The sequence below is a fragment of the Gottfriedia acidiceleris genome (assembly GCF_023115465.1).
GTDB classification, from domain to species: Bacteria; Bacillota; Bacilli; order Bacillales; family Bacillaceae_G; genus Gottfriedia; species Gottfriedia acidiceleris_B.
Genome location: NZ_CP096034.1, coordinates 1797145 through 1821321 on the forward strand (window position 1 = coordinate 1797145; position 24177 = coordinate 1821321).

At 33.3% G+C, this 24177-nt stretch carries 26 protein-coding genes; 21 read left to right on the top strand and 5 right to left on the bottom strand.

Annotated features, from left to right (window positions below; all coding sequences use genetic code 11):
• The first annotated feature begins 30 nt into the window (after positions 1–30).
• The 7 genes from map to MY490_RS08690 all read left to right on the top strand — a co-directional run bounded on the left by map (position 31) and on the right by MY490_RS08690 (position 8563).
• Complete coding sequence (map, locus tag MY490_RS08660) at positions 31–777, top strand: type I methionyl aminopeptidase (protein ID WP_248268844.1); 747 nt, start codon at positions 31–33, stop codon at positions 775–777.
• A 325-nt stretch (positions 778–1102) separates the two neighbouring features.
• Positions 1103–1804 carry a TerC family protein gene (locus MY490_RS08665; protein WP_248268845.1) on the top strand — a complete coding sequence of 234 codons (702 nt, stop codon included), beginning with the start codon at positions 1103–1105 and terminating at the stop codon, positions 1802–1804.
• A gap of 284 nt (positions 1805–2088) precedes the next feature.
• A complete protein-coding gene (deoB, locus tag MY490_RS08670; RefSeq protein ID WP_248268846.1) occupies positions 2089–3270 on the top strand; it encodes a phosphopentomutase in 1182 nt (393 codons plus the stop codon).
• A gap of 13 nt (positions 3271–3283) precedes the next feature.
• On the top strand, positions 3284–4102 hold the full coding sequence (locus MY490_RS08675) for a purine-nucleoside phosphorylase (RefSeq protein ID WP_248268847.1): 819 nt from the start codon (positions 3284–3286) through the stop codon (positions 4100–4102).
• Positions 4103–4198: 96 nt separating this feature from the next.
• Positions 4199–5506: a pyrimidine-nucleoside phosphorylase gene (locus tag MY490_RS08680; protein WP_248268848.1), complete on the top strand. Its 1308-nt coding sequence runs from the start codon at positions 4199–4201 to the stop codon at positions 5504–5506.
• Positions 5507–5707: 201 nt separating this feature from the next.
• Positions 5708–6652, top strand: coding sequence for a nucleoside hydrolase (locus tag MY490_RS08685; protein WP_248268849.1), 945 nt, complete (start codon positions 5708–5710; stop codon positions 6650–6652).
• Positions 6653–7264: 612 nt separating this feature from the next.
• A complete protein-coding gene (locus MY490_RS08690; RefSeq protein WP_069031801.1) occupies positions 7265–8563 on the top strand; it encodes an NCS2 family permease in 1299 nt (432 codons plus the stop codon).
• A 76-nt stretch (positions 8564–8639) separates the two neighbouring features.
• Here the strand turns inward: MY490_RS08690 and MY490_RS08695 are convergent, their stop codons facing one another.
• From MY490_RS08695 to MY490_RS08705, 3 genes are read right to left on the bottom strand one after another with little or no spacing between them, the layout of a single operon-like run.
• Positions 8640–9641: an ABC transporter permease subunit gene (locus MY490_RS08695; RefSeq protein WP_248268850.1), complete on the bottom strand. Its 1002-nt coding sequence runs from the start codon at positions 9639–9641 to the stop codon at positions 8640–8642.
• Positions 9634–10512, bottom strand: coding sequence for an ABC transporter ATP-binding protein (locus MY490_RS08700; protein WP_248268851.1), 879 nt, complete (start codon positions 10510–10512; stop codon positions 9634–9636). The genes MY490_RS08695 and MY490_RS08700 overlap by 8 nt, the downstream gene beginning before the upstream one ends.
• Position 10513: 1 nt before the next feature.
• Positions 10514–10897: a GntR family transcriptional regulator gene (locus tag MY490_RS08705; protein ID WP_049819787.1), complete on the bottom strand. Its 384-nt coding sequence runs from the start codon at positions 10895–10897 to the stop codon at positions 10514–10516.
• A 192-nt stretch (positions 10898–11089) separates the two neighbouring features.
• Between MY490_RS08705 and MY490_RS08710 the strand changes: the two genes are divergently transcribed.
• The 11 genes from MY490_RS08710 (at position 11090) to MY490_RS08760 (ending at position 19131) form a co-directional block, all read left to right on the top strand.
• Entirely contained in the window at positions 11090–12253 is a 1164-nt protein-coding gene (locus MY490_RS08710; RefSeq protein ID WP_248268852.1) for a D-alanyl-D-alanine carboxypeptidase family protein, read from the top strand.
• A 129-nt stretch (positions 12254–12382) separates the two neighbouring features.
• Positions 12383–12733, top strand: coding sequence for an anti-sigma F factor antagonist (spoIIAA, locus tag MY490_RS08715; RefSeq protein WP_248268853.1), 351 nt, complete (start codon positions 12383–12385; stop codon positions 12731–12733).
• A complete protein-coding gene (gene spoIIAB / locus MY490_RS08720) occupies positions 12733–13173 on the top strand; it encodes an anti-sigma F factor (protein ID WP_025672021.1) in 441 nt (146 codons plus the stop codon). Before spoIIAA ends, spoIIAB begins: the two co-directional genes overlap by 1 nt.
• 12 nt (positions 13174–13185) lie before the next feature.
• Entirely contained in the window at positions 13186–13941 is a 756-nt protein-coding gene (gene sigF, locus MY490_RS08725) for an RNA polymerase sporulation sigma factor SigF (protein WP_056466881.1), read from the top strand.
• Between the two features lie 285 nt (positions 13942–14226).
• Entirely contained in the window at positions 14227–14850 is a 624-nt protein-coding gene (locus tag MY490_RS08730) for a stage V sporulation protein AA (protein WP_248268854.1), read from the top strand.
• Positions 14843–15259: a stage V sporulation protein AB gene (locus MY490_RS08735; protein WP_248268855.1), complete on the top strand. Its 417-nt coding sequence runs from the start codon at positions 14843–14845 to the stop codon at positions 15257–15259. Before MY490_RS08730 ends, MY490_RS08735 begins: the two co-directional genes overlap by 8 nt.
• A 12-nt stretch (positions 15260–15271) precedes the next feature.
• Entirely contained in the window at positions 15272–15724 is a 453-nt protein-coding gene (spoVAC, locus tag MY490_RS08740; protein WP_248268856.1) for a stage V sporulation protein AC, read from the top strand.
• A 13-nt stretch (positions 15725–15737) separates the two neighbouring features.
• Positions 15738–16745 (top strand): stage V sporulation protein AD, encoded by a 1008-nt coding sequence (gene spoVAD / locus MY490_RS08745; RefSeq protein WP_248268857.1) that lies wholly within the window; start codon positions 15738–15740, stop codon positions 16743–16745.
• Between the two features lie 11 nt (positions 16746–16756).
• Entirely contained in the window at positions 16757–17107 is a 351-nt protein-coding gene (gene spoVAE, locus MY490_RS08750) for a stage V sporulation protein AE (protein WP_098234320.1), read from the top strand.
• A 3-nt stretch (positions 17108–17110) separates the two neighbouring features.
• Entirely contained in the window at positions 17111–17674 is a 564-nt protein-coding gene (locus MY490_RS08755) for a stage V sporulation protein SpoVABEA (RefSeq protein WP_069031813.1), read from the top strand.
• Positions 17671–19131, top strand: coding sequence for a spore germination protein (locus tag MY490_RS08760; protein ID WP_248268858.1), 1461 nt, complete (start codon positions 17671–17673; stop codon positions 19129–19131). Before MY490_RS08755 ends, MY490_RS08760 begins: the two co-directional genes overlap by 4 nt.
• A gap of 230 nt (positions 19132–19361) precedes the next feature.
• Here MY490_RS08760 and MY490_RS08765 read toward each other — a convergent pair whose 3' ends face one another.
• Positions 19362–20180, bottom strand: coding sequence for a DUF1002 domain-containing protein (locus MY490_RS08765; protein ID WP_248269343.1), 819 nt, complete (start codon positions 20178–20180; stop codon positions 19362–19364).
• 237 nt (positions 20181–20417) lie between these two features.
• Here MY490_RS08765 and MY490_RS08770 point away from each other — a divergent pair, with 237 nt between their 5' ends.
• Together MY490_RS08770 and MY490_RS08775 are read left to right on the top strand one after the other, a co-directional pair.
• A complete protein-coding gene (locus MY490_RS08770; RefSeq protein ID WP_069031815.1) occupies positions 20418–20855 on the top strand; it encodes a peptidylprolyl isomerase in 438 nt (145 codons plus the stop codon).
• 120 nt (positions 20856–20975) lie between these two features.
• Positions 20976–22336, top strand: a protein-coding gene (locus MY490_RS08775; RefSeq protein WP_248268859.1) for an IS3 family transposase whose coding sequence is annotated in 2 segments (ribosomal slippage) — positions 20976–21432 and positions 21432–22336 — 1362 coding nt in all. Because the reading frame shifts where the segments join, the coding sequence is not laid out codon by codon here.
• A 251-nt stretch (positions 22337–22587) separates the two neighbouring features.
• Here MY490_RS08775 and MY490_RS08780 read toward each other — a convergent pair.
• Positions 22588–23214: a cupin domain-containing protein gene (locus MY490_RS08780; protein WP_248268860.1), complete on the bottom strand. Its 627-nt coding sequence runs from the start codon at positions 23212–23214 to the stop codon at positions 22588–22590.
• A gap of 324 nt (positions 23215–23538) precedes the next feature.
• Here MY490_RS08780 and MY490_RS08785 point away from each other — a divergent pair, with 324 nt between their 5' ends.
• Positions 23539–23898: a GNAT family N-acetyltransferase gene (locus tag MY490_RS08785; RefSeq protein WP_025672354.1), complete on the top strand. Its 360-nt coding sequence runs from the start codon at positions 23539–23541 to the stop codon at positions 23896–23898.
• The last annotated feature ends 279 nt before the right edge of the window (positions 23899–24177 follow it).

Sequence of the window (24177 nt, forward strand, 5' to 3'; positions counted from 1 at the left end):
GAAACTAGGTTACTTGAGAGGATGAAATAAATGATTACGATTAAGACTGAACGTGAAATTAACTTAATGAATGAAGCAGGTACTTTATTGGCTGCTACGCATAAGGAAATTGCAAAAATGATTAAACCTGGGATTACGACATGGGAAATCGATCAATTTGTAGAAAAGTTTTTAGCTGAAAATGGTGCCAAACCGGAACAAAAAGGCTACCGAGGATATAAATATGCAACTTGTGCGTCAATAAATGATGAGATTTGCCACGGATTTCCTCGTAAAAAACCATTAAAAGATGGAGATATTGTAACAATTGATATGGTTGTAAATTTAAATGGTGCGCTCGCTGATTCGGCTTGGACATACGGTGTAGGAAATATAGCTAAAGAAAACAAAGACTTATTAAAAGTTACGCAAGAATGCCTATATAAAGGTATAGAGCAAGCCTTAGTAGGAAACCGTATTGGTGATATTGGTTTTGCGATTCAATCTTATGCTGAGTCATTAGGATATTCTGTTGTGCGTGATTTTACTGGACATGGCATAGGACCAACTCTTCATGAAGAGCCATATGTTCCTCATTTTGGTATGGCAGGTAAAGGTTTAAGACTGCGTGAAGGGATGGTCATTACGATTGAACCAATGATTAATTTAGGATCATGGCAATCAACAATGGATTCAAATGGCTGGACAGCTAGAACAAGAGATGGAAAAAATTCAGCACAATATGAACATACTTTAGCGATTACAAGTAAAGGACCAAAAATATTGACAAAGCAATAAGTTAATTATTTTCAATGATAATGAAAGCATAAAAACGATCATTAAAAACCAATTAAAAATCTATTGACATAATGGACAAGCTAGAATACTATTATATTATTAATAAACAATCGAATACTCCAAAGGGGAGTAGCGTCAGGAGAGATCCTGAAACAAAGTCGTCATTACATGAGAAGAAATTCTCATCGGCTTTGTTGGCATACATATGTGTGCTCAGCAAGACCTTTGCCGTAGAACTACAACTATTGGCAAAGGTCTTTTTATTTTGTAGTCACAAGTACAGGTTGTTTAATTAAAAATAGTAGTTTCATAAGGGGGAAGAGTCATGGATTTATTAGGTGGTTTAAGTATTGGCGTACTATTGAATGTAATTTTTATCGATTTGTTATTAAGTGGTGACAATGCTATTCTTATCGCATTAGCAGCGAAAAACTTACCAGCAGAACAAAAGAAAAAAGCCGTATTATTTGGTACATTAGGTGCAATTGGATTACGTATAGTATTTGCAGCAGTCATCGTGTATTTATTAAAAATTCCGTTTATTTATGCAGTCGGTGGTTTAATGTTATTATGGATTGCATTTAAATTATTAGTCGATGATTCAGGACACGGTGAAGTTAAAAGTGGAGCAACATTATGGGGAGCAGTTCGAACAATCATCATTGCTGATGCGTTAATGAGTCTTGATAATGTTTTAGCTTTAGCTGGTGTATCACATGGTAGCTTAGTTGCAATCGTAATTGGTATTTTAATCTCAATTCCAATTATTGTTGGTGGAAGCTCATTATTAATGAAAATTATGAACAAATACCCAATTATTACAACAATTGGTTCAGGTATCTTAGCTTGGACTGCAGCTGGTATGATTACTCATGAAAAAATGATTAACGATGCTTTTGAAAATCCTACAATTGCTTTAGCATTCAAAATTGTCATGACTGCAATTGTAATTGCAGCTGGTACAATAGTTGCCAAAAGAAAAGCACAAAAACATCAAGTTGCAAGTTCAGAAAATCAAACAGCATAGTACGCTAAAAGGCCCAGCTTATAAAGCTTGGGCTTTTTATTTTTTCAATACAGTATGTAAGAGGAATTTTTAGCATATCATTTTTATTAGCGACTAAAAAAGAAAATAATTATGAAATATTTATGTCAAAATAACTTTAATCTGGGGAAATATAGTATCAATAGACACAAATTGGAAAATATAATTCTTGAAAAGAATTAGGACAATAAGTATACTTTAGTTGTCAGACATCTGACGCTATCAATTAAGTTTCGGTTTGTTTCGATGAGTTAGGAGGAAAACAAATGAATAGAAAATTTAATAGAGTGTTCCTCGTTGTTATGGATTCTGTAGGGATCGGTGAAGCTCCTGATGCAGAAAAATTTAATGATGTTGGTTCAGATACACTAGGCCATATTGCTGAAGAAATGAATGGTTTACATATGCCGAACATGGCAAAACTAGGTTTAAGTAATATTAGAGAATTGAAAGGGGTTCCAAAGGCAGATAAGCCACTTGCTTATTACACAAAAATGGAAGAATCATCAGTTGGAAAAGATACAATGACTGGACATTGGGAAATCATGGGTCTTCACATTGATAAGCCATTTAAAGTTTTTGCTGATGGGTTCCCTAAAGAATTAATAAGCGAATTGGAAACTCATTTTGATCGTAAAATAATTGGAAATAAACCTGCTTCTGGAACTGAGATATTAGTTGAACTTGGTGAAGAGCATATGAAAACAGGCAATTTAATTGTTTATACGTCTGCTGATTCTGTTTTACAAATTGCAGCTCATGAAGAAGTTGTTCCTTTAGAAGATTTATATCGTTATTGTGAAATTGCACGTAAATTAACATTAGATGATCCATATATGATTGGTCGAGTAATCGCTAGACCATTTGTAGGTGAGCCTGGAAACTTCAAACGTACACCAAATCGCCATGACTATGCATTAAAACCATTTGGACGTACTGTTATGAATGAGTTAAAAGATGCCAATTTTGATGTAATTTCAATTGGTAAAATTGCTGATATCTTCGATGGTGAAGGAATTACAAAAGCATTACGTACTGTTTCAAATATGGACGGTATGGACAAATTAGTTGAAACATTAAAAATGGACTTCACTGGTTTAAGCTTCCTAAATTTAGTTGACTTTGATGCAGTATACGGTCATAGAAGAGATCCACTAGGTTATGGCAAAGCATTAGAAGAATACGATGCAAGACTTCCTGAAGTATTTGATTTATTAAAAGAAGATGATTTATTAATGATCACTGCCGATCATGGAAATGATCCGACATATACTGGTACAGACCATACAAGAGAATATGTTCCATTACTAGTTTATAGTAAACAGTTTTCAGAAGGTAAGGAATTAGAAATACCAAAAACTTTTGCTGATATTGGAGCAACCATTGCAGAAAACTTTAAAGTTACAATGCCATCACATGGATCAAGTTTTTTTGAAAAATTGAGATAAGGTGGAATTACATATGAATAAAGAAAATATCGATAAAGCCGCTGATTTTATTAAAAGTAAAGTAGACAGACAGCCTAAAATTGGATTGATTTTAGGATCAGGTTTAGGAGTTCTTGTTGATGAAATAGAAAACCAAGAAAAAATACCGTATCATACAATTCCTGAATACCCAACATCAACAGTAGAAGGGCATGAAGGACAACTAGTTTTTGGAACGATACACGGTATCGAAGTAGTAGCAATGCAAGGAAGAGTTCACTACTACGAAGGATATAGCATGGAAAAAGTTACATTCCCTGTAAGGATCATGAAAGAATTAGGTGTAGAAAAATTAATCGTAACAAATGCTGCAGGTGGAGTTAATACTTCATATGAACCTGGTGATTTAATGTTAATTACCGACCATATTAATTTTACTGGTACTAGTCCACTAATTGGACCAAATAACCCAGAACTTGGCGTTCGTTTTGTAGATATGTCTTATCCATATGACCGTGAATTAAGACAAATTGCAAAAAATGCTGCTAGTGAAGTAGATGTAAAACTTCAAGAAGGAGTTTACGCTGCATTGACAGGGCCATCTTATGAAACTCCAGCTGAAATTCGTATGTTTAGAACATTAGGTGCTGATGCTGTTGGTATGTCAACTGTATCTGAGGTAATTGTGGCTCGTCATGCTGAATTAAGAGTACTTGGTATTTCATGTATTTCAAACATGGCAGCGGGCATTTTAGATCAACCGCTTAACCATGAAGAAGTTATTGAAACAACACAAAGAGTAAGAGCATCATTTTTATCATTAGTAAAAGAGATTATTCGTAAAATCGGTTAATACAAAAGTTAACGAATATAAAAGGACTTCTACTTTATGTGGAAGTCACTTTTCATTAGAAGTAATATATACAAATTTAGAAAGAGGCGTTTCAAAATGAGAATGGTAGATTTAATCGAAAAAAAACGTGACGGAAAAACATTAACAACGGAAGAAGTTAATTTTGTAATCAAAGGTTTCACAGATGGAAGTGTACCAGATTATCAAATGAGTGCTTTTGCAATGGCCGTTTTCTTAAAAGGTATGACTGAAAAAGAATATAGTGATTTAACAATGGCAATGGTACATTCTGGTGATACAATTGACCTTTCTAACATTGAAGGAATTAAAGTTGATAAACATTCAACTGGTGGAGTAGGTGATACAACTACACTTGTATTAGGTCCATTAGTAGCTTCTTTAGATATTCCAGTTGCCAAAATGAGCGGACGTGGTTTAGGTCACACTGGTGGTACAATTGATAAATTAGAAGCTGTAGAAGGCTTCCATGTTGAATTAACAGAAGAAGAATTTATGAAACAAGTAAATGATATTAAATTAGCCGTTATCGGACAAACAGGAGATTTAACACCTGCTGACAAAAAGTTATATGCACTACGTGATGTAACAGCAACTGTAAACTCAATCCCATTAATTTCAAGTTCAATTATGAGTAAAAAAATCGCTGCTGGTGCAGACGCAATTGTTTTAGATGTTAAAACTGGTGCAGGTGCATTTATGAAGGATATTGATGATGCACGCGATTTAGCTAAAGCGATGGTTAAGATTGGTAACAACGTTGGAAGACAAACAGTTGCCGTTATTTCTGATATGAGCCAACCATTAGGTTTTGCGATTGGAAATGCATTAGAAGTGAAAGAAGCAATTGACACTCTTAAAGGTGAAGGTCCAAAAGATTTAGAAGAACTATGCTTAGTATTAGGTAGCCAAATGGTTGTATTAGCTAAAAAAGCTGAAACATTAGAAGAAGCAAGAGCTAAACTTCTAGAAAATATGAAAAACGGAAAAGCTTTAGAAGTATTTAAGGCATTTTTAGTAGCTCAAGGTGGAGACGGTTCAGTAGTAGATGATCCATCAAAACTACCTCAAGCTAAATATGTACAAGAAGTAGTAGCAAAACAAGATGGTTATGTTTCACAAATCGTTGCTGATGCAGTTGGAACAGCAGCTATGAAATTAGGCGCAGGACGTGCAACAAAAGAATCAGTTATCGACTTAGCTGTTGGATTAATGCTAAACAAAAAAGTAGGCGAAGCAGTTAAAAAAGGCGAATCTTTAGTTACTGTCTATTCAAGCACAGAAGATATTAGTGAAGTGGAAAAAGACTTACTAGAAAACATTAAAATATCTACTGAAAAAGTAGAAGAACCTACATTAGTTTATGATTTAATTATGGAAGCTTAAAATGTTTAAAAAGCTATTCTCTAAAAAGATGAGGATAGCTTTTTTTGTTCTTCTTATTAAAGAAAATGGCAGGTAACTTTTCAAGTTAATAATAAATTGTCTTTTTTTATACTTTTCAAAAAGATAACAACATACTTTTATATCAAAGGAATAAATAATAAAAAAATGTTCCAAAGTTTTGATTTAAAGGGAGCTAAACGAATGGGAAAGAAAGTGTTATTCTTCGGTGATGTAGGAATTGATGATGCGATCGCATTGATTTATGCACGATTAACAGCAGATATTGAGATAATTGGGATTGTGGCGGATTATGGGAATGTATCAAAAAAAGAAACAACAAGGAATGTTCGGTTTTTACTTAAAAGGTCGGGAAAAGAATATATTAAAGTCTATGGGGGGGCTGAGAAACCAATGACGGGAGAATTCCCGACCTATTACCTTGATATACATGGTCCGTTTGGTTTAGGTCCAATCGATCCAGGTTTAAAGTTAGAGAACTTAGAGAACTTTTGTGAAGTGATCAATTTGATTGAGCAGCATAGGGATGAACTAATTATAGTGAATACTGGGAGGTTAACCTCGCTAGCGACCCTATTTATTTTATACGAAGATTTGATGAAAAGTGTGAATTCTTACTATATTATGGGTGGCGCTTTTCTTTATCCTGGAAATGTTACACCAGTAGCTGAAGCGAATTTTCATGGTGATCCGTTAGCAGCTAATATTGTTATGAAGTATGTAAGTGGTGCATATATTTTCCCATTAAATGTAACGCAAAATGCAATTGTAACTCCTTCAATGACCAATTATATTCATTCTAAAGGGAAAACTGATCTTGTAAAACCATTATTAGATTACTATTATTTCAACTTCTATCAAAAGAAAGTACCTGGCATAAAAGGAAGTCCAGTTCATGATGCGGTAACTCTGATGGCAGTCATACGTAGCGATTTATTTAAATTCTATCAATCGGCTGTTGTGATTGATACAACCGATGTGGCCAGGGGGCAAAGTATTGCTGATTTTCGAGTAACTGATACTCCTGAGAAATTTGATGGAAGACCGCAACAACATATCGCAGTTGGCCTAGATTATGAAGGGTTTTATAAGGATTTTATGACAGTTATGACTGGGGAAAAATTCTAGATTAGAAATTATGAGAAATTATCAAATTAATGATTTGAACTTTAGCTTTATTGCTACTTTTGTTAAACCTTTGCCATATTATGCAAGGGTTTGTTTTTGCTTATTAGTCTGAAATTGCATATGACCAAGTACAAAATCAGGTGATATGAAAATCCTAAAAAATGAACACGCATATTGTTATTCTTTAAATGAAGAAAATTATATCCTTCGAGAATAAAGGTTTTATCTATGTAGTGATTATTACGGTAATGCCTAATGTTTATCGCTTAAAGTACGGGGACTATTAGAGATGCGCGGATTTTTCCGGGAGGAGTCCTAAGTAGTTGCCTAACATCTTGAGGTCCTAGGCCAGAGTATTTCTTATATGAATCCAGAACTTTTTAAATTCCAATCAATGCTTATCAAAAAAATTTTCATAAACGAAACACTAAATAACTATTAGTTTTTACAAAGTTGAATAACTGTTAGTATTGTTGTGATTGTGAAGCATTTGTAAACAAGACACTAAAGAAAACAATTTTTTTGTTTAATTATTTGATTAAATTTAGTATAATTGAAATCGTGCCTTGTTGCATGGGTGGGAGAGGGAGACACTAAAAGAGAGGAATTTCTTTGAAAAATTTATTGAACAAACAGTTTAATCTTGAAGGTAGCGGTACGACCATTAAAACGGAGTTGATTGCAGGTGCAGTTTCATTTCTAACACTTGTCTATATTTTATCCGTTAATAGTACAATTTTGCATGATGCAGGTATACCGTTCCAAGGTGCAATGATTGCCACAATTTTGTCAGCTTTCTTTGGAAGCGTTATGATGGGATTATGGAGTAATTCACCTTTAGTTTTAGTTCCGGGAATGGGCATCAACGCATTGTTTACTTATACAATGGTTGGAGAAATGGGAATGAATTGGAAAGAAGCACTTGCTGTTGTATTTGTAAGTGGAATCTTATTATCAATTTTATCATTCACAAAATTAATTAAGAAATTAACAACTGCGATTCCATTATCACTAAAAAGTGCTATTACAGTTGGAATTGGATTTTTCTTAACGTTTATCGGTCTTCAGGCTGGTGGGATTGTTGTAAAAAATGAAAGTACGTTTGTATCGATTGCAAATTTTACAAACGTGGATGTTTTAGCAACGGTTATTACACTAGGTATTGCGATTTATCTTTTTATTAAAAATGTACCTGCAAACTTTTTAATTACGGTTATTTTGGGTACAATCATTTCATTCATTTTGCATGGTGGAATTGAAAAAGCACATGATACAACAAAAATTACAATGAAATCTGCTAGTGAAGTTGTCGGACAACTGACCTTTACTCATGTATTGAGTTTTCCATTTTGGATTGCAGTATTTTCGTTAACGATGGTTGTATTATTCGAATCAATCGGTATTATTCATGGTCAATTAAGCATGATGAACCAAGAGCATAAGCAACAAAAGGTTGTTCAAGGAACTGCGTTTGGTATTATTTTATCCGGTTTATTAGGAACTAGCCCAACAGTTATTGCTGTTGAAGGTAGTGCAGGTATCAGTTCTGGTGGTCGGACAGGTCTAACTTCTGTTGTAACTGGATTTTTATTTTTAGGCTGTTTACTCTTTATGCCATTAATCGCATATATTCCAACATCTGCAATTGCACCAATCTTAATCATAATCGGTTCATTAATGGTTAAACACATTACAGATATTCAATTGGATGATCCTACTGAGGCAATACCAGCCTTCTTAATTTTAGCATTCATCCCTTTAACATATAGTATTATTGACGGAATTGCATTCGGTTTTATTGCTTATCCATTAGTTAAAATGGCAGCAGGTAAGAAAACTGAAATCACACCATATATGGTGGCAATTTCAGCATTATTCTTTGTACGATTTGCATTGAACTTTATTGCATAAAAAAAGCGCTGATTCTTCTACTGAGAACCAGCGCTTTTTAATTTGTTGTTTTTTGAAATGTAGATTTTTAAAAAAATTAATTAAAAAATTTATTTAAACGTTTATAGAAGAAATAGCCAACAACGGTACCAATTATTAATCCAATCACGTAAATAATCGTGTTATTTCCATTTGCAATTGTAGATGTTAATAAAGCAATTAATGTCGCTGAAAGATAGACAAATAAGACGTTTACGAATAAACCGAATTTTTTATAAACGAATAATTTGCCATTATTAACATTCGCATATCTGTTATAACATAATAAACCGATTAGTAGAAATGCAACGATATAAAGGATAATGATCGTTAAATTTCCGTAGTCTATAGTTGGATAATGAACGATTTTTTCATTAAAATCCTTTGAAATTGATAGTGGGCCTGTTTGATATGGAATAGACCAACTAGTAATCGTTTTTTCAAAGCTATTGTCAGGTAATTTATAGTTAAAGATCCCATTTAAGTTTGAATAAATACTAAAATAGATAATACTAGGTGAAAAAATCGTAAAAATAGTGAAAAGTGTTTGAGAGAAATAATGACCTGTAATTGTACCAATCGATAGACCAATTGTAAAAAAAGCTATCGTAAATAGGAATATGACAGAAAAAATGGTTACAAATGATGAAGCATCAATATACTTGTGTATATTCGTATTGTAATGGATTAATAGAGTTAGAATAATTAATCCAACAGTCGCCATAAAAATATGAGCAATTCCAAACACCCATTTTGATAAATAAAGTTGTCTTGGTGAGTAAGGAAGGGAAAATTGAAAATCAATTCCTCCTGTATTTCGTCCAATTCCTATTAATAAAATACTTAATATTAATACTATGATCGGTGAAATAAATGCAAGCATACTAAAGTCAGATAGATAAAGGTACGGATTACTAGGATTAGTTAGCAATGCTCGATTTAATTCATCAGTGTTATTGTAATAGCTAAATGGAAGAATAATCAGATAGACAAGATATAATAAGATAAGTGCAAGTCTAGATTGTTTAGAATTTATTAGCCACAATGCTTTACTAAACATATAAGTCCCCTCCATCATTGATGAAAAATAAATCCTCTAATGTTAAGGGAAGTTCTTCTAGAAGAAGTGGATTTTCATTTTCCATTCGTTTTATATATTCGTTCTTATTTCCATTAATAATGATAATTGCTACTTTGCCAGTTTTTGAGAAAATAGAAATAGAAGGGTCATCTTCAAATATTTTAGGTAAACCATTTTCAAATGCTACTTGTAATTTATAAAATTGACTCGTACTTTCTTCCATTGTAGAGATTGAATTAATTCTTCCATCCTTAATAAATAAATATTGATCAATTATTTTTTCTAGCTCAGCGAGATGGTGTGATGAAATAATCACTCCCACTGAGTTTGTGCTTGCGTATTCAATGATTAATTGCAAAACAGTTCGTTTAACGACTGGATCTAAACCATTAGTTGGTTCGTCTAAAATGACATATTTTGCATCTGTAGAAAAGGTTAATAATAAATAGATAAGTGTTTTCATCCCTTTTGAGTATTTACGTAGAGATGTATTAGGTAATTTATATTTATTTAATGCTTCTAAAAATTTGTGTTTATTGAAGTTTGGATATGAATTTTCATAGATCGTAATAAGCTCTTTTACACTATATTGATTAATGAAATTTGTAGAATCACTCATATATGCAATTTGTCTTCTAGTAATAGGTGATTGGTTAGTCTCTTCATCGTCAATACTAATTGAGCCTTCGTCTGGAGATAAAATGCCAACGATTGTCCTTAAAAGAGTCGTTTTACCAGCTCCATTTCTACCGATTAAGCCTGTGATTTTACCTTTTTCTATTTGAAAGTTTAGATTCTTTAACACTTCATGTTCATCGAGTTTTTTACTTAAATGATGGATTTTCAACAAACTATTCAGCTCCTTTATTAGAATAAAACTCTTTTACCCAATTAATTATTTCTTCCTCTTTTACGCCATCTGTTAAACAATCAATTAATAAATTGGAAAGTTTATTTTTATATTTTAAAAGGGTATCTGTTGAAACAGTCTCTTTTGTTAAACCAATTACAAATGTTCCTTTACCCCTTATCGTTTCGATGACTCCAGTGCGCTCTAGTTCTTGATAGGCTCTACTAACAGTATTTGGATTGATCACCAATGTGGTTGCTAATTCACGAACGGAAGGAAGTTTATCGCCATTTACCAAAATCTTTCTTAGCATTTGTTCTTTTGTTTGTAGAACAATTTGCTCCCAAAGGGGTAAATGGCTTCTTGGGTCTAAAATAATAATCAAGAGATCACCACCTCAATTGTTTTCTTAAGTGTACGGAGTGTATTAAGTGTATGGGTGTAATTAATACACTTTACTTATAGCATATGTTCTCGTGTATGTAAATAGTTCCATTCTTTCTAATATTTTCTTCAGAGGTTGATTAAACTACTTATATTTGGAAAAAATATGTATGAAAAGAATGGAGGGTTATAGATGAAAAGGGTATTACTAACTCTTTTAAGTAGTGTTATGATCTTTTCTTTATCACTACCTAAAGTAAATGCAAGAGAGACGCAAAATAATAAAGTAAGTTTGGCAAAAAGTGCATTATCTTCCGTAATTATTGAACAAGATACTGGGAAAATCTTATATGAAAAAGACGCTAGAAAAGAGCTTCCACCAGCAAGTATGACTAAGATTATGACAATGCTTATTATTATGGAAGAAATCAATAAAGGAAAACTCAGGTTGGATGATAAAGTAATGACAAGTGAACATGCTGCTTCAATGGGCGGATCACAAATCTTTCTAGAACCTGGCGAAGAGATGACAGTAAAAGAAATGCTAAAAGGGATTGCAATCGCATCAGGAAACGATGCATCAGTCGCAATGGCAGAGAAAATTGCAGGTACTGAAGAGGCTTTTGTCGCTCTAATGAATAAAAAAGTAAAAAAGTTAGGATTAAAAAATACACATTTTGAAAATCCAACTGGGCTACCTGCACCTGGTCATTATTCATCTGCGTATGATATGGCAATCATGGGAAGAGAGCTTTTAAAATATCCATTAATCACAAAGTTTACAGGTACTTATGAAGATTACTTGAGAAAAGATACTGAAAAACAATTTTGGTTAGTGAATACGAATAAATTAGTTCGTTTTTATCCAGGAGCGGATGGTTTAAAAACTGGATTTACTGCAGAAGCAAAATATTGTTTAACAGCAACTGCTAAGAAAAACAACATGCGAGTAGTTAGCGTGATTATGGGTGCACCAACTTCTAAAGAAAGAAATGCACAAATGACAAACTTACTTGATTACGCATTTAATCAATATCAAGTAAAACAATTAATTAAACAAGGTGAGAATATCGAAAGGCTTAGTATTAGCAAAGGTAAGTCTAAAGGTGTAAATGTTATCACTAAAAGCCCAGTTTCAGTTGTATTGAAAAAGGGTGAAGCGATGAATAAAATTACGAAAGATATTCAGCTAAATAAAAATATTCAAGCTCCAATTAAAAAAGGGCAAATTGTCGGAGTTTTAGTGTTAAAACAAGGTAGTAAAGTTTTATCTAAAACAGACTTGGTAGCTAATAAATCAGTAAATAAAGCTAATTGGTACGATTTATTTAAGCGTACTGTTGGAGGATTCAACTGATTTTTTCCGACTAATTTCGAGTATTACTAAAAGATTTGGCGTTTTGCCACTAGTTTTGTCATGTGTGAAGGAATTCGGTTTAGTTTTAACGAAACTCTAGAATAACCGTCAAATAAGGAGGTTATTGTAGTGAGTCTTAATATTGAACTTGAAGTGAAAAATGCAATCCTTTGTGTAAGACTTGCAGGGGAACTAGATCATCACACTGCTGAGGATTTACGTTTACAAGTAAATGAGGTATTAGAGTCACAGACTATCAAACATATTTTATTAAATCTTGAGTATTTAACGTTCATGGATAGTTCTGGTTTAGGTGTCATTTTAGGTAGATATAAAGTTATTCGAAATAAAGGTGGAGAAATGGTTGTCTGTTCAATTTCTCCATCAATTAAACGGTTGTTCGATATGTCTGGTTTATTTAAGATTGTTCATTTAGCTGATGATGAGTCAAATGGACTTAATGTATTGGGGGTGGCATAATGCGAAATGAAATGAACCTTCAATTTTCCGCATTAAGTCAAAATGAATCATTTGCTCGTGTAACTGTAGCTGCATTTATTACACAGCTAGATCCAACATTAGATGAATTAACTGAAATTAAAACTGTAGTATCTGAGGCTGTTACAAATGCGATTATTCATGGTTATGAAAATAACCCTGAAGGTATCGTATTCATTTCAGTTCTTCTAGAAGATCAAACAGTAACTTTAACAATTCGAGATGAAGGTATTGGTATTGCAGATTTAGATGAAGCAATGCAACCCTTATACACTTCAAAACCAGATTTAGAAAGATCCGGCATGGGATTTACGATTATGGAGAATTTCATGGATCAATGTGAAGTTGTATCCACTATCAATGTTGGTACAACGATAACGGTTAAAAAGTACTTATCAAATAGCAATGTTTTAAGTAATTAAGGAGAATCGCCTATGGACGTAGAAGTCAAGCAAGATCAACCCCGTGCGCAGTTAAAGGATCATGAATTAAAAGAGTTAATTAAGCGTAGTCAGGCTGGAGATCAATTGGCTAGAGACAGCATCGTCGGGCACAACATGAGACTTGTATGGTCAGTTGTTCAGCGCTTTATTAACCGAGGATATGAACCAGATGATTTATTTCAGATTGGTTGTATCGGATTATTGAAATCGGTAGATAAATTTGATCTATCTTATGATGTGCGATTTTCTACATATGCTGTTCCGATGATTATCGGAGAAATCCAACGATTTATTCGAGACGACGGAACGGTTAAAGTGAGTCGTTCATTAAAGGAAACGAATAATAAAATTCGAAAAGCAAAAGAAGAATTAAGTAAAACGCTTGGAAGAATGCCTACAATTAACGAGATTGCTACTCATATGGAAATTACACCAGAGGATGTTGTACTTGCACAAGAGGCAAGTAGAGCTCCTTCATCAATACATGAAACGGTGTATGAAAATGATGGTGATCCTATTACATTGTTAGATCAAATTGCTGATAACCATGAAACAAATTGGTTTGAAAAATTTGCATTAAAAGAAGCGATAAAACAATTAGATGATCGAGAGCGATTAATTGTCTATTTAAGATATTATAAAGATCAAACTCAATCAGAAGTTGCTGAACGATTAGGAATTTCTCAAGTACAAGTTTCAAGACTAGAGAAAAAAATTCTCCAACAAATGAAAGACAAAATTAAATAAAATTTGAGCTAAAAAAGCTGAAGAATCGTAGGTAATATAATACGATTTTTCAGCTTTTTTATTTAGTTTTTATTATTGAGTTTTTACTGTAACTCTAGTTTCAAATAAAGATGAACATCTTCAAGTTCCACTATCAGATGCTTTTTTCGATAGGGCTGACGCCTAAATTTTCTTTATTTTACTTACCGAACTACTCAGATCAATCTTACTGGACTTATATTTTTGGGAAGTTTTCACATACTAGTTGTAATTGAATTCATAAAGCTTTGAAACTGAGGGGAAAGTATGAATAAGGTTTTATATATTAAATTACTTAATCGAATCGTTGTACAAGTAGGTAAACGTATACATCTAGGAGAGATTGCACGATTACAAGGGGTTAATGTTGATTTAACCAAAATTCAAAACATCATTGTACATGAATCAAAAAAGGAGGATGGTACACATACAGTTATTGATATTCTAGAGCTTTTACCATTAATTCTTGAAATTGAACCTGATATTTCGTTCGAGCTCGTAGGGGTGACAATGTGCATAATAGAACTTAAAAATGAAGTTTCAAAGGATCGTTTTTTTCTGTTTTGTTTCGTTTGGATCTTGTTATTTACAGGTTCTTCATTAGCAATTATTTATTTCCACGAAGATGTTAGCATGCAACAGGTTCAACAACGAATTTACTATATGATTACAGGAGAACATAATCATAAGCCTTTATTACTTCAAGTACCATATTCTTTCGGACTAGGAATTGGGATGATTTTATTTTTTAATCAATGGTTTAAGACTAGATTAAACGAAGAACCGAGTCCTCTTGAAGTAGAAATGTTTCAGTATCAACGCTCAATGGATGAATATGTGTTAGTAAACGAAAATAAAAAGCCAAACAAAAGTGTAAATACCGATGATTAAAGAATTGTTTATCGTGTTCGTAGGGTTTTCAGGAGGTATTGCTGTTGGTACGGGCTTTGTAGCATTTTTATCGGTTATTGGAATTATTCCAAGACTAACGCAGTTAACAAAAACGATTAAAAAAATTCGAGCGTATGAGTTTGCAGTTATTTTGGGAGCAATTTTTGGTTGCTGGATTAGTTTGCGGAATACCGTTTTTAATTTGCCGAATATCTTTTCAATTTTTATTGGGCTGTTAGCAGGTATTTTTATTGGAATGTTAGCTGCAGCGTTAACTGAAGTATTAAACGTTTTTCCAATCTTAGCGAAACGAATTGGCATTCAAAAGAAAATAGTGTACTTATTAATGGCAATTGCACTAGGTAAAGTTTTTGGATCGTTATTTCACTGGATTTATTTTATAGAGTAAAGGATGGATGAAATGAGTGGAAAATTAAAAGCTAATTATAAAGAGAATATAAAACCTTACCAACCGAAAAAACCGGTATTAAAAAATTGTATTAAAGCGTTTTTAGTTGGGGGATTTATCTGCCTTTTAGGTGAGTGTATAACGAAAATCTATATTAACTATTTTAACTTTACTGAAAAAAATGTTGGTGATCCAACAGTAGCTACACTTGTATTAATTTCTAGCTTACTTACAGGATTAGGTGTATATGACAAAATTGGACAATTTGCAGGAGCAGGATCTGCTGTTCCTGTAACAGGCTTTGCCAACTCTATGACGAGTGCTGCTATGGAACATAGAAGTGAAGGTCTTGTTCTAGGGGTTGCAACAAATATGTTTAAACTAGCTGGTTGTGTAATTGTTTATGGCGTTGTTTCAGCATACGTCGTTGGAATGATACGATACGCATTTAAAGTATTCCTTTAGGAGGTGAGTACATATGGCTTTAGTCGGTAAACAAACTTGGGAGTTTCAAAATGGTGTTTATGTCCAAGCATCTGGCACGGCTGTAGGACCAAGAGAAAACTTGGGACTGTTAGGTGGCAAATTTGATTATGCTTATGAAGATCTTCATTGTAATGAAGATAATTGGGAATTGGCAGAAAGGGCATTAATGAGAAATGCAATTTCGGTTGCACTAAAAAAAGCTAATAAAACCGTAGAAGATATCGATGTATTTTTAGCAGGAGATTTACTAAATCAAAATGTAACTGCAAATTTTATGGCAAGGGAATTACAACTTCCTTTTTTATGTATGTTTGGTGCATGCTCAACTTCAATGGAAACAACTGCACTCGGTGCACAGTTAATCGATAGTGGCTACGCAAAAATGGCATTGGCAGCAACAAGTAGCCATAATGCTACTGCTGAAAGGCAATATAGATATCCTACAGAATACGGTGGACAAAAACCAGATTCAGCAACATTTACAGTAACTGGAGCAGGAAGTGTTCTCCTTTCAAATAAAAAAAGCAAAATAAAAGTAAAATGCGCCACAATTGGTACAGTTCAGGATTTAGGTTTGACAGATCCATTCGACATGGGTTCTGCGATGGCACCAGCAGCAGCCTATACAATCGTACAACACTTTAAAGACACGAATACGACACCTGATGATTATGATTTTATCGTAACTGGAGATCTTTCTGCTGTAGGCGCACCAATTTGCGAACAACTTGTTAGAGAAGAAGGATATGACATGGCAGGAAAATACAATGATTGTGGATTGCTAATCTATGATCGAGAAAATCAGGAAGTTTTTGCTGGGGGAAGTGGATGTGCTTGTTCAGCAGTTGTAACTTATGGTCATTTATTTCAAGAGTTAAATAAAGGTACTTATAAACGAATTTTAGTAGCGGCAACTGGCGCTCTTTTAAGCCCAACCATGATTCAACAGAAAGAATCAATTCCAACTATTTCACATGCTGTCGTTTTCGAAAGCTGTTAGGAGGTGTTCAGATGGATTTTGTTAATGCTTTTATAGTAGGAGGTCTAATTTGTGTAGTTGGCCAATTATTTTTTGATTTCACAAAATTAACACCAGGGCATGTGATGTGCATATTTGTAGTAATTGGGTCAATTTTAGATGGGTTTGGCATTTACGATAAACTAATAAAATTTGCTGGTGCAGGTGCAACAGTTCCAATTACTAGTTTTGGCCATTCCTTATTACATGGAGCGATGGCAGAAGCAAGTGATCACGGATTTATTGGTATTGGAATGGGAATCTTTTCCCTAACTTCATCTGGAATTTCAGCAGCAATTTTATTCTCTTTTATAATTGCCCTTATTTTTAAGCCAAAAGGTTAACTTATGAAAAAGAAAAGGATCATTATCGTAACCGACGGAGATGTTTATGCACATCGGAGTATTGAGTATTTGGCAAAACAATTTGGCGGATGCACAATATCACAATCGCAAGGTAATCCCACTAAGTTCTCAGGAAAGAGAATGGTTGAAATCATAATGCAAGCACAAAAAGAACCAGTATTTGTATTGTTTGATGACAGTGGCTTTATGGGAGAAGGTCCTGGAGAAAAAGCTTTAAAATATGTAGCGAGTGATAAACATATTGAAGTTATTGCTGCACTAGCAGTAGCATCAAATACACATCATCAAGAATGGACAAAAGTAGATGTAAGCATTGATAACGAAGGGAATTTAACTGAATATGGTGTCGATAAGTATGGTGTACCTGATATTGAAATCGGGAGAATAAATGGAGACACCGTTTATAATTTAGATCAACTAAATATTCCTTTTATATTAGGAATCGGCGATATTGGAAAAATGGGTGGAAGAGATGATATTGAAATCGGTTCACCCATTACTAGAAAAGCTATTGAATATATCCTCGAGAGGAGTGAACTCCAATGACTACGAAAAAAGAGCCGACAAAACTTACAAGTAAACTCGTTACTAATGCTCATACAATAAGTGATCGAATAGGTTATGGAGTAAGTTTTGATGTCGGAAAACGTGTGATTTTTGTAAATAAAGTTGAAGTTAATCTATATTATGTTAACGGATTAACGGATACAAGCTTTATTCAAAGATTTTTAGATGACTTAATTGGGTTAGAAAAAGTCGAGAAAAATAAATCAATGTTTAAAAATATTGAGGATACAATTGTCCATCAATCAGTAGAGATCGTATTAACATTTGAAGATGTTATAAAGAAAGTATTATCTGGTTTAATTGTAGTTTTAGTTGATGGAGAAGATAAAGGACTTGCAGTCGATGTTAGGAGTTATCCTGGACGAGGTCCAACAGAACCAGATACCGAACGAGTAGTACGTGGATCACGAGATGGTTTCACTGAAAACATTATTAATAATACTGGTCTAATTAGAAGACGTATTCGCGATGAAAATTTAAGAAATGAAATTCTTCAGGTAGGAGAAAGCTCTAAGACAGATGTTTGTTTGTCCTATATAGAAGGATTAGCGCATGCGGAACTTGTTAAAGAAGTTAGAGATCGAATTACAGGTATCCACGTTGATGGTCTTACAATGTCAGATAAGAAATTAGAGGAATTTATTTTAAAGCAAGGATATAATCCATTTCCTTTAGTTAGATATTCGGAAAGGCCTGACGTTGTTGCAAACCACATTCTCGAAGGACATGTATGTATTATCGTGGATACATCTCCGAGCGTTATCATTACACCTGCAACGTATTACCATCATATGCAACATGCTGAAGAATTCAGACAAACACCTACAGTTGGAACATTCCTACGTTGGTGTCGTTATATAGGAATTTTTATGTCAGTCTTTTTATTACCATTCTGGTTACTATTATGTAATTATCCGGAGGTTTTACCAAAATCACTTAGTTATATTGGTCCAAAAGAAACAAGTAATATTCCTATTTATCTACAATTAATTATTGCCGATATGGGGATTGAATTCCTGAGAATGGCAAGTATACATACACCAAATGCAGTTTCCACGTCAATGGGGATTATCGCGGCAGTATTGATTGGGCAAGTCGCAATTGATGTAGGCCTTTTCCAACCGGAAGTAGTACTATACACAGCTGTGTCAATGATTGGATCATATGCGACGCCTAGTTATGAGCTAGCACTTGCAAATAAATTGGCCAAATTTTTTATCTTAATTTTAACTGCAATATTAGGTATTAAAGGTTTTATGATTGGTTCAACATTATTTATACTGTTTTTAGCAAGTCTCAATACTTTAAATACACCATATTTTTGGCCATTTATTCCATTTGATGGCAGAGCCTTCTGGCATTTAGTGATCCGGACTAAAGCTAGTGAAAGTCAACATCAAAAAGGTGGAAAAACAATCGGTGATGCTACCATTTAATGTCTTTTTAAACTAAAAGAGGGGGGCTGTCCTAAGAGTCAAAGATTCTGACAAATTGACGGCCTCAAAAATGAACTGTTCTGGGAAGGTATCTCTTATAGCGCTTTTCATTTGTAGTGGGATTTTATTTGCATAACCGGCCCCCTTATTTGCAGCTCGATGCTATGCGAGGTCCGCCGCTTTTAACATAACAAACCCGGTTATCTAAAGTAACCGGGTTTGGTTCATTATTATTTAAAGAATGAAAGAATCGCATCAAATAATGCAGAGAAGAAATCTTTAAGTTTTTCAATAAAAGATTGACCTTCTTTAGAATTTAGGTAATCTGAAATTTTATTTTTAGCTTTTGTTAATTGGTTTCCTACTTGATCCCAATTAATATTTAAATCTTTCATTTTTTCAAATAAAGACATCAAACTAGCCTTTTGATCCGCAGTTAATGTAATACCAAGATCCTTTGCTAATCGATCAATTAATGATTTTAATTCATCGGTTGACATGTTTGGATTTTTAGCAAGCTCTTCTTTCACTTTAGTGACAAGTTGTACAGCTTTTTCATTACCTACTGAATCACCAAGTTTCGCAGTTTTTACCATTTCTTCATTTGCTACTTTTTTAACATCATCAGGTATAACTTCACCTGAACTTAGTTCATAAGCCTTCATAATCCCAGTTAAAGCAGCTGTACCAGAGACTTCAAATGGTGCAGTAATGACTATATTTGCATCTTTTAATCCAGCTGTAATTAAAGCATTTGTATACATTGAGTTAGTAACCCATGAAATGTTATTTGATTGAACGACAATGCCTGTATTTTTTTCACCGATTGTAATCATAGCAGATGAAAGAGCTCGAGTACCGATTTGAGCACTAGGTACAGTACCATCTAAATATTTATGTTCCTCTTGATTGGAAACAGTCACAATTTTAGCATCAGATGGTGCACCCATTTCAGCTAATAATGCTTTCTTTTGCGTTTCAGACAAATTTTGTCCAAGAGTAACAATCGTATCACCCGGAACAGAATCAGCAAATACCGATAAAGGCATAGCTATTAATCCTATTGAGATGGTGAACGCTAATAACTTACGTTTTAACAAAGAGACACTCCCTTTACAATAATCCAAATTTTACATCTTACAACACTATTATAGTACTTTTAGAAAACTTGTCATTACTTTTTGTTTTTTGTATGATTATATCAGCGTTACTAGTTTATTCAGTAATGAAAAATATAGGACAATTAAGTCCTATGAAATTGTACATACATAAGGAGGATTTTTATTATGAAAAAAGCAAGTATAACGTTTGAAAATGGTGAACAAATCTTAATCGAATTATTCCCAGAGCATGCACCAGGTACAGTTGAAAACTTTGAAAAATTAATCCGTGAAGGTTTCTACAATGGATTAACTTTCCACCGTGTAATTCCTGGATTTGTATCTCAAGGTGGAGATCCAAACGGTAATGGAACAGGTGGTCCAGGATACAAAATTAAATGTGAAACTGTTGGTAACCCATTAAAACATAAAGCTGGAGCTTTATCAATGGCACATGCTGGAAAAGATACTGGTGGTAGCCAATTCTTTATCGTTCACGAGCCACAACCACATTTAGATGGCGTACATACAGTTTTCGGTCAAGTAATCGAAGGTATGGATACAGTTTTAAGAATGCGTAATGGCGACGTTATGCAAGAAGTTAAGGTTTGGGACGAAGAATAGTCAAACTAATATGAGGTCATTTTAAAAAGACTTTAAATCAAAAAAACCACAAGGGAAAAATTTTTTTTGTAGTGCACCCCAAATGTTAGACAGAGTCTAACATTTGGAGGTGTATTTTTTATGACTAAAGTTACAAATGAAGAGAAATTAATTGCTGTAAAACGCTACCTAGAAGGAAAAGAGGGTCAAAAAAAGATCTCAGCTTCTATCGGAGTAGACCACTCTGTATTTCAAACATGGTTACAAAAATATCGTTTTCATGGTGAAAAAGCTTTTCAAAAAAGCTATACACCATATAATTTGCAGTTTAAACTAGATGTACTTAACTATATGAACGAACAAGGAACATCTATCAGAGAAACGGCTGCAATTTTTAACATTCCGGCACACTCTACTCTTCTTCAGTGGAAAAGACAGTTAGAAACCATTGGTATGGATGCCCTTGAATCAAAGAAAAAGGGGCGTCTATCATTGAATAAAGATAAGTCAAACACAGTTAATAATATGGAGGTAGCTGAAGGGGCAATTGAAGCTTTACGTGCCGAGAATGAACGTTTACGCATGGAGAATGCATATTTAAAAAAGTTGAATGCCTTAGTTCAAAACAAGAAAAAATCACCAAACAAGACAAGGTCCAAGTAGTCTATGAATTAAGGCACGAATTCTCGGTAAAGTCACTTTTACAACTCGCAGACATTCCGCGTAGTACGTATTATTATTGGGTAAAAAATTTAGATCGTCCAGATCCAGATGCAGAGCTAAAAGTGTTAATAAAAGCCATTTACGTTGAACACGAAGGTCTTTATGGTTATCGTAAAATACGAGATGAGCTTACTAATCGAGGAAATAAAGTAAATCATAAAAAAGTTCAACGTCTCATGAAAGTACTAGGAATAAAATCACTAGTGAAGGTAAAGAAATATCGCTCTTACAAAGGCAAAGTAGGTAAAATAGCTCCAAATATTTTAAATCGAAATTTTCAAGCATCTAAGCCAAATAAGAAATGGGTTACAGACATAACTGAATTTAAAATATTTGGAGAAAAGCTATATTTTTCACCTATGTTGGACTTATATAATGGTGAAATAATTACTTATACAATCGGTTCACGTCCAACCTATTCACTTGTTTCAACTATGTTAGAACAGTCATTTGAACGTTTAACAGCTTCAGATAAATTGCTTATTCATTCAGATCAAGGGTGGCACTACCAAATGAAACAATATCGTAGTGCTCTTATTAAGCGTGGAATCACACAGAGTATGTCTCGAAAAGGAAACTGTTACGATAACGCAGTAATAGAAAGTTTCTTTAGTATTATGAAATCTGAGCTACTATATCTAAAAGAGTTTAAGAGTGTCCAACACTTTAAACAAGAATTAGCTAAATATATAGATTACTACAATAACAAACGAATTAAGGCAAAATTAAAAGGCATGAGCCCAGTAAAATACCGAGTTCATGCCCAACGAGCTGCCTAATTGAAGTAACCAGTCTAACTTTATGGGGTCACTACATTTCCTTGTGGTTTTTTAACATATTCATGCTTGGCGAAACGTCACTACTCTAAATTAGAAGATAATTTTTGAAAATTTTTTGAAATAGGTTAAGTTTTATTGTTTCACATTCTATTTTCATGTTATTTCTTCATTATAATCTAATTCCACATGCTTCATCGTCTTATGAACAGTTTTCATATTTTTAATTGCACTAACTGTTCTCATCTTGATCCTCAACGCTGTTGATAATAATTCTGATTGTAATAGGAATTTTGAGAATAATTTTGATTCTGCTGATTTGTATATTCATACTGGTTTTGAACTTGTCGATTACAGTTTTTTGGTGGTCCTATAAATATAGAAGGTTGTAAATTTGCTGTTGCATTTTTCCATTGGTTTTCATCAAGACAGTAAGTATGTGAGACAATATTTGAAGGTGTAAATTTCATTAAATCAGAGAATAAAATTACATCAGGGGAAGGTGCATTAAATATTGCCAATAAATGAGTGTTGTCAACAGTTGCAATTTCATAATGCCACCATCCTTGTGGTACGTTTGCAACTTGACCAGGAGTAATTGGGAAATTTAATAGTTGCTTTGTATAAGGATTCAAAATCGATACAACTGCAGCTCCAGAAATGCAATATACTAATTCTGATGAATTTTGATGATAATGTGGCTCTACAACATTATTTACACTTAAATAGATATCCAATAAAGACAAATTATCCAAAGTATTCAAATTATTAACACTTAATTGATTGATAAAGTTTTGACTATCCTTCACAAAGGCATGGTTTTTATTTATATCAGAAGTAAATTGAATACTTGGCGATGTATAATCTAAATCCAACCTCAAAATGATCACCCTTTTATATAAATCTAACTAAAATCTACTGTATTCTAATTTTTCTAATTGGTGACAATAGCCTATGAGGTGGGATGGGTAGGAAGAATACTTAACTAGTAAATTCATTTAAATTTCTCCTGTACCATATATCTTGTTTTTCCTTCTCTCTGATTTTCTGACTTGACAGAAAAATGTGAGAATTATATATTTGAAATATTGATATATTTGGAACGAATTTTTTTGTTTACCGTACTATAGAGGGATAATCAATCATATATTATGTATTGGTTTAGAAGTTAATAAGAGTTTTAATAATTTTTAAGAGGGGTTAACATGTTAATTAGGTATAAGAAAACATATGAGAAAATTGCAATGGGCCTGCTTTCGTTTATGCCGAATGAAAAGAATGTGAAGAGCTTAGTAAATACGATTAAAGATTATGAAACTAAAGATGATAATCATTTGTTCCTTTGGAAATTAGACGATATTGTTGGGATTATTGGAATACAATTACTACCAGATAAGGTTATTATGATTAAACATTTAAGTGTAAACCCTTCATTCCGAAATCAAGGTATTGCAACTTCACTTTACGATGCTATTAGATCTCAGTATACAGACTATACAATCGTAACAACGCAAGAAGTAGCTTCATTTATTGAACATTGTCATGTTAGTTTGAAAGTATTATAGAAAAGGTGCTCAATTTTTTTGAGCATTTTTTTTTTGAAATAAGTGCTTACTTATGATTAAGTATTTTTCAACTTACATCAATTTTTTCATACTCATACCGGTAACAAGTATGAACGAACCAATAAAAAGCTATTTTGCTTCCTCATGATGCAGTTACAAGGAAGTACAAAGCAATAAAAAGCTCTTTTACAGACTCAAGAACCAGCCAAAAGTATGTACGGTTCAACTTCCATTTCGAACACACTGAAAAAGGTGCCCATATTTGAGCACCTTTTCCTT

Coding starts and splice junctions, on each gene's coding strand:
- MY490_RS08760 (WP_248268858.1), top strand. CDS start 17,671: ATGACTACGAAAAAAGAGCCGACAAAACTTACAAGTAAACTCGTTACT.
- deoB (WP_248268846.1), top strand. CDS start 2,089: ATGAATAGAAAATTTAATAGAGTGTTCCTCGTTGTTATGGATTCTGTA.
- spoVAC (WP_248268856.1), top strand. CDS start 15,272: ATGAGTGGAAAATTAAAAGCTAATTATAAAGAGAATATAAAACCTTAC.
- MY490_RS08710 (WP_248268852.1), top strand. CDS start 11,090: ATGAAAAGGGTATTACTAACTCTTTTAAGTAGTGTTATGATCTTTTCT.
- spoVAE (WP_098234320.1), top strand. CDS start 16,757: ATGGATTTTGTTAATGCTTTTATAGTAGGAGGTCTAATTTGTGTAGTT.
- MY490_RS08685 (WP_248268849.1), top strand. CDS start 5,708: ATGGGAAAGAAAGTGTTATTCTTCGGTGATGTAGGAATTGATGATGCG.
- MY490_RS08765 (WP_248269343.1), bottom strand. CDS start 20,180: ATGCCTTTATCGGTATTTGCTGATTCTGTTCCGGGTGATACGATTGTT.
- MY490_RS08770 (WP_069031815.1), top strand. CDS start 20,418: ATGAAAAAAGCAAGTATAACGTTTGAAAATGGTGAACAAATCTTAATC.
- MY490_RS08680 (WP_248268848.1), top strand. CDS start 4,199: ATGAGAATGGTAGATTTAATCGAAAAAAAACGTGACGGAAAAACATTA.
- MY490_RS08695 (WP_248268850.1), bottom strand. CDS start 9,641: ATGTTTAGTAAAGCATTGTGGCTAATAAATTCTAAACAATCTAGACTT.
- MY490_RS08755 (WP_069031813.1), top strand. CDS start 17,111: ATGAAAAAGAAAAGGATCATTATCGTAACCGACGGAGATGTTTATGCA.
- map (WP_248268844.1), top strand. CDS start 31: ATGATTACGATTAAGACTGAACGTGAAATTAACTTAATGAATGAAGCA.
- spoIIAB (WP_025672021.1), top strand. CDS start 12,733: ATGCGAAATGAAATGAACCTTCAATTTTCCGCATTAAGTCAAAATGAA.
- MY490_RS08735 (WP_248268855.1), top strand. CDS start 14,843: ATGATTAAAGAATTGTTTATCGTGTTCGTAGGGTTTTCAGGAGGTATT.
- spoVAD (WP_248268857.1), top strand. CDS start 15,738: ATGGCTTTAGTCGGTAAACAAACTTGGGAGTTTCAAAATGGTGTTTAT.
- sigF (WP_056466881.1), top strand. CDS start 13,186: ATGGACGTAGAAGTCAAGCAAGATCAACCCCGTGCGCAGTTAAAGGAT.
- MY490_RS08785 (WP_025672354.1), top strand. CDS start 23,539: ATGTTAATTAGGTATAAGAAAACATATGAGAAAATTGCAATGGGCCTG.
- MY490_RS08665 (WP_248268845.1), top strand. CDS start 1,103: ATGGATTTATTAGGTGGTTTAAGTATTGGCGTACTATTGAATGTAATT.
- MY490_RS08730 (WP_248268854.1), top strand. CDS start 14,227: ATGAATAAGGTTTTATATATTAAATTACTTAATCGAATCGTTGTACAA.
- MY490_RS08675 (WP_248268847.1), top strand. CDS start 3,284: ATGAATAAAGAAAATATCGATAAAGCCGCTGATTTTATTAAAAGTAAA.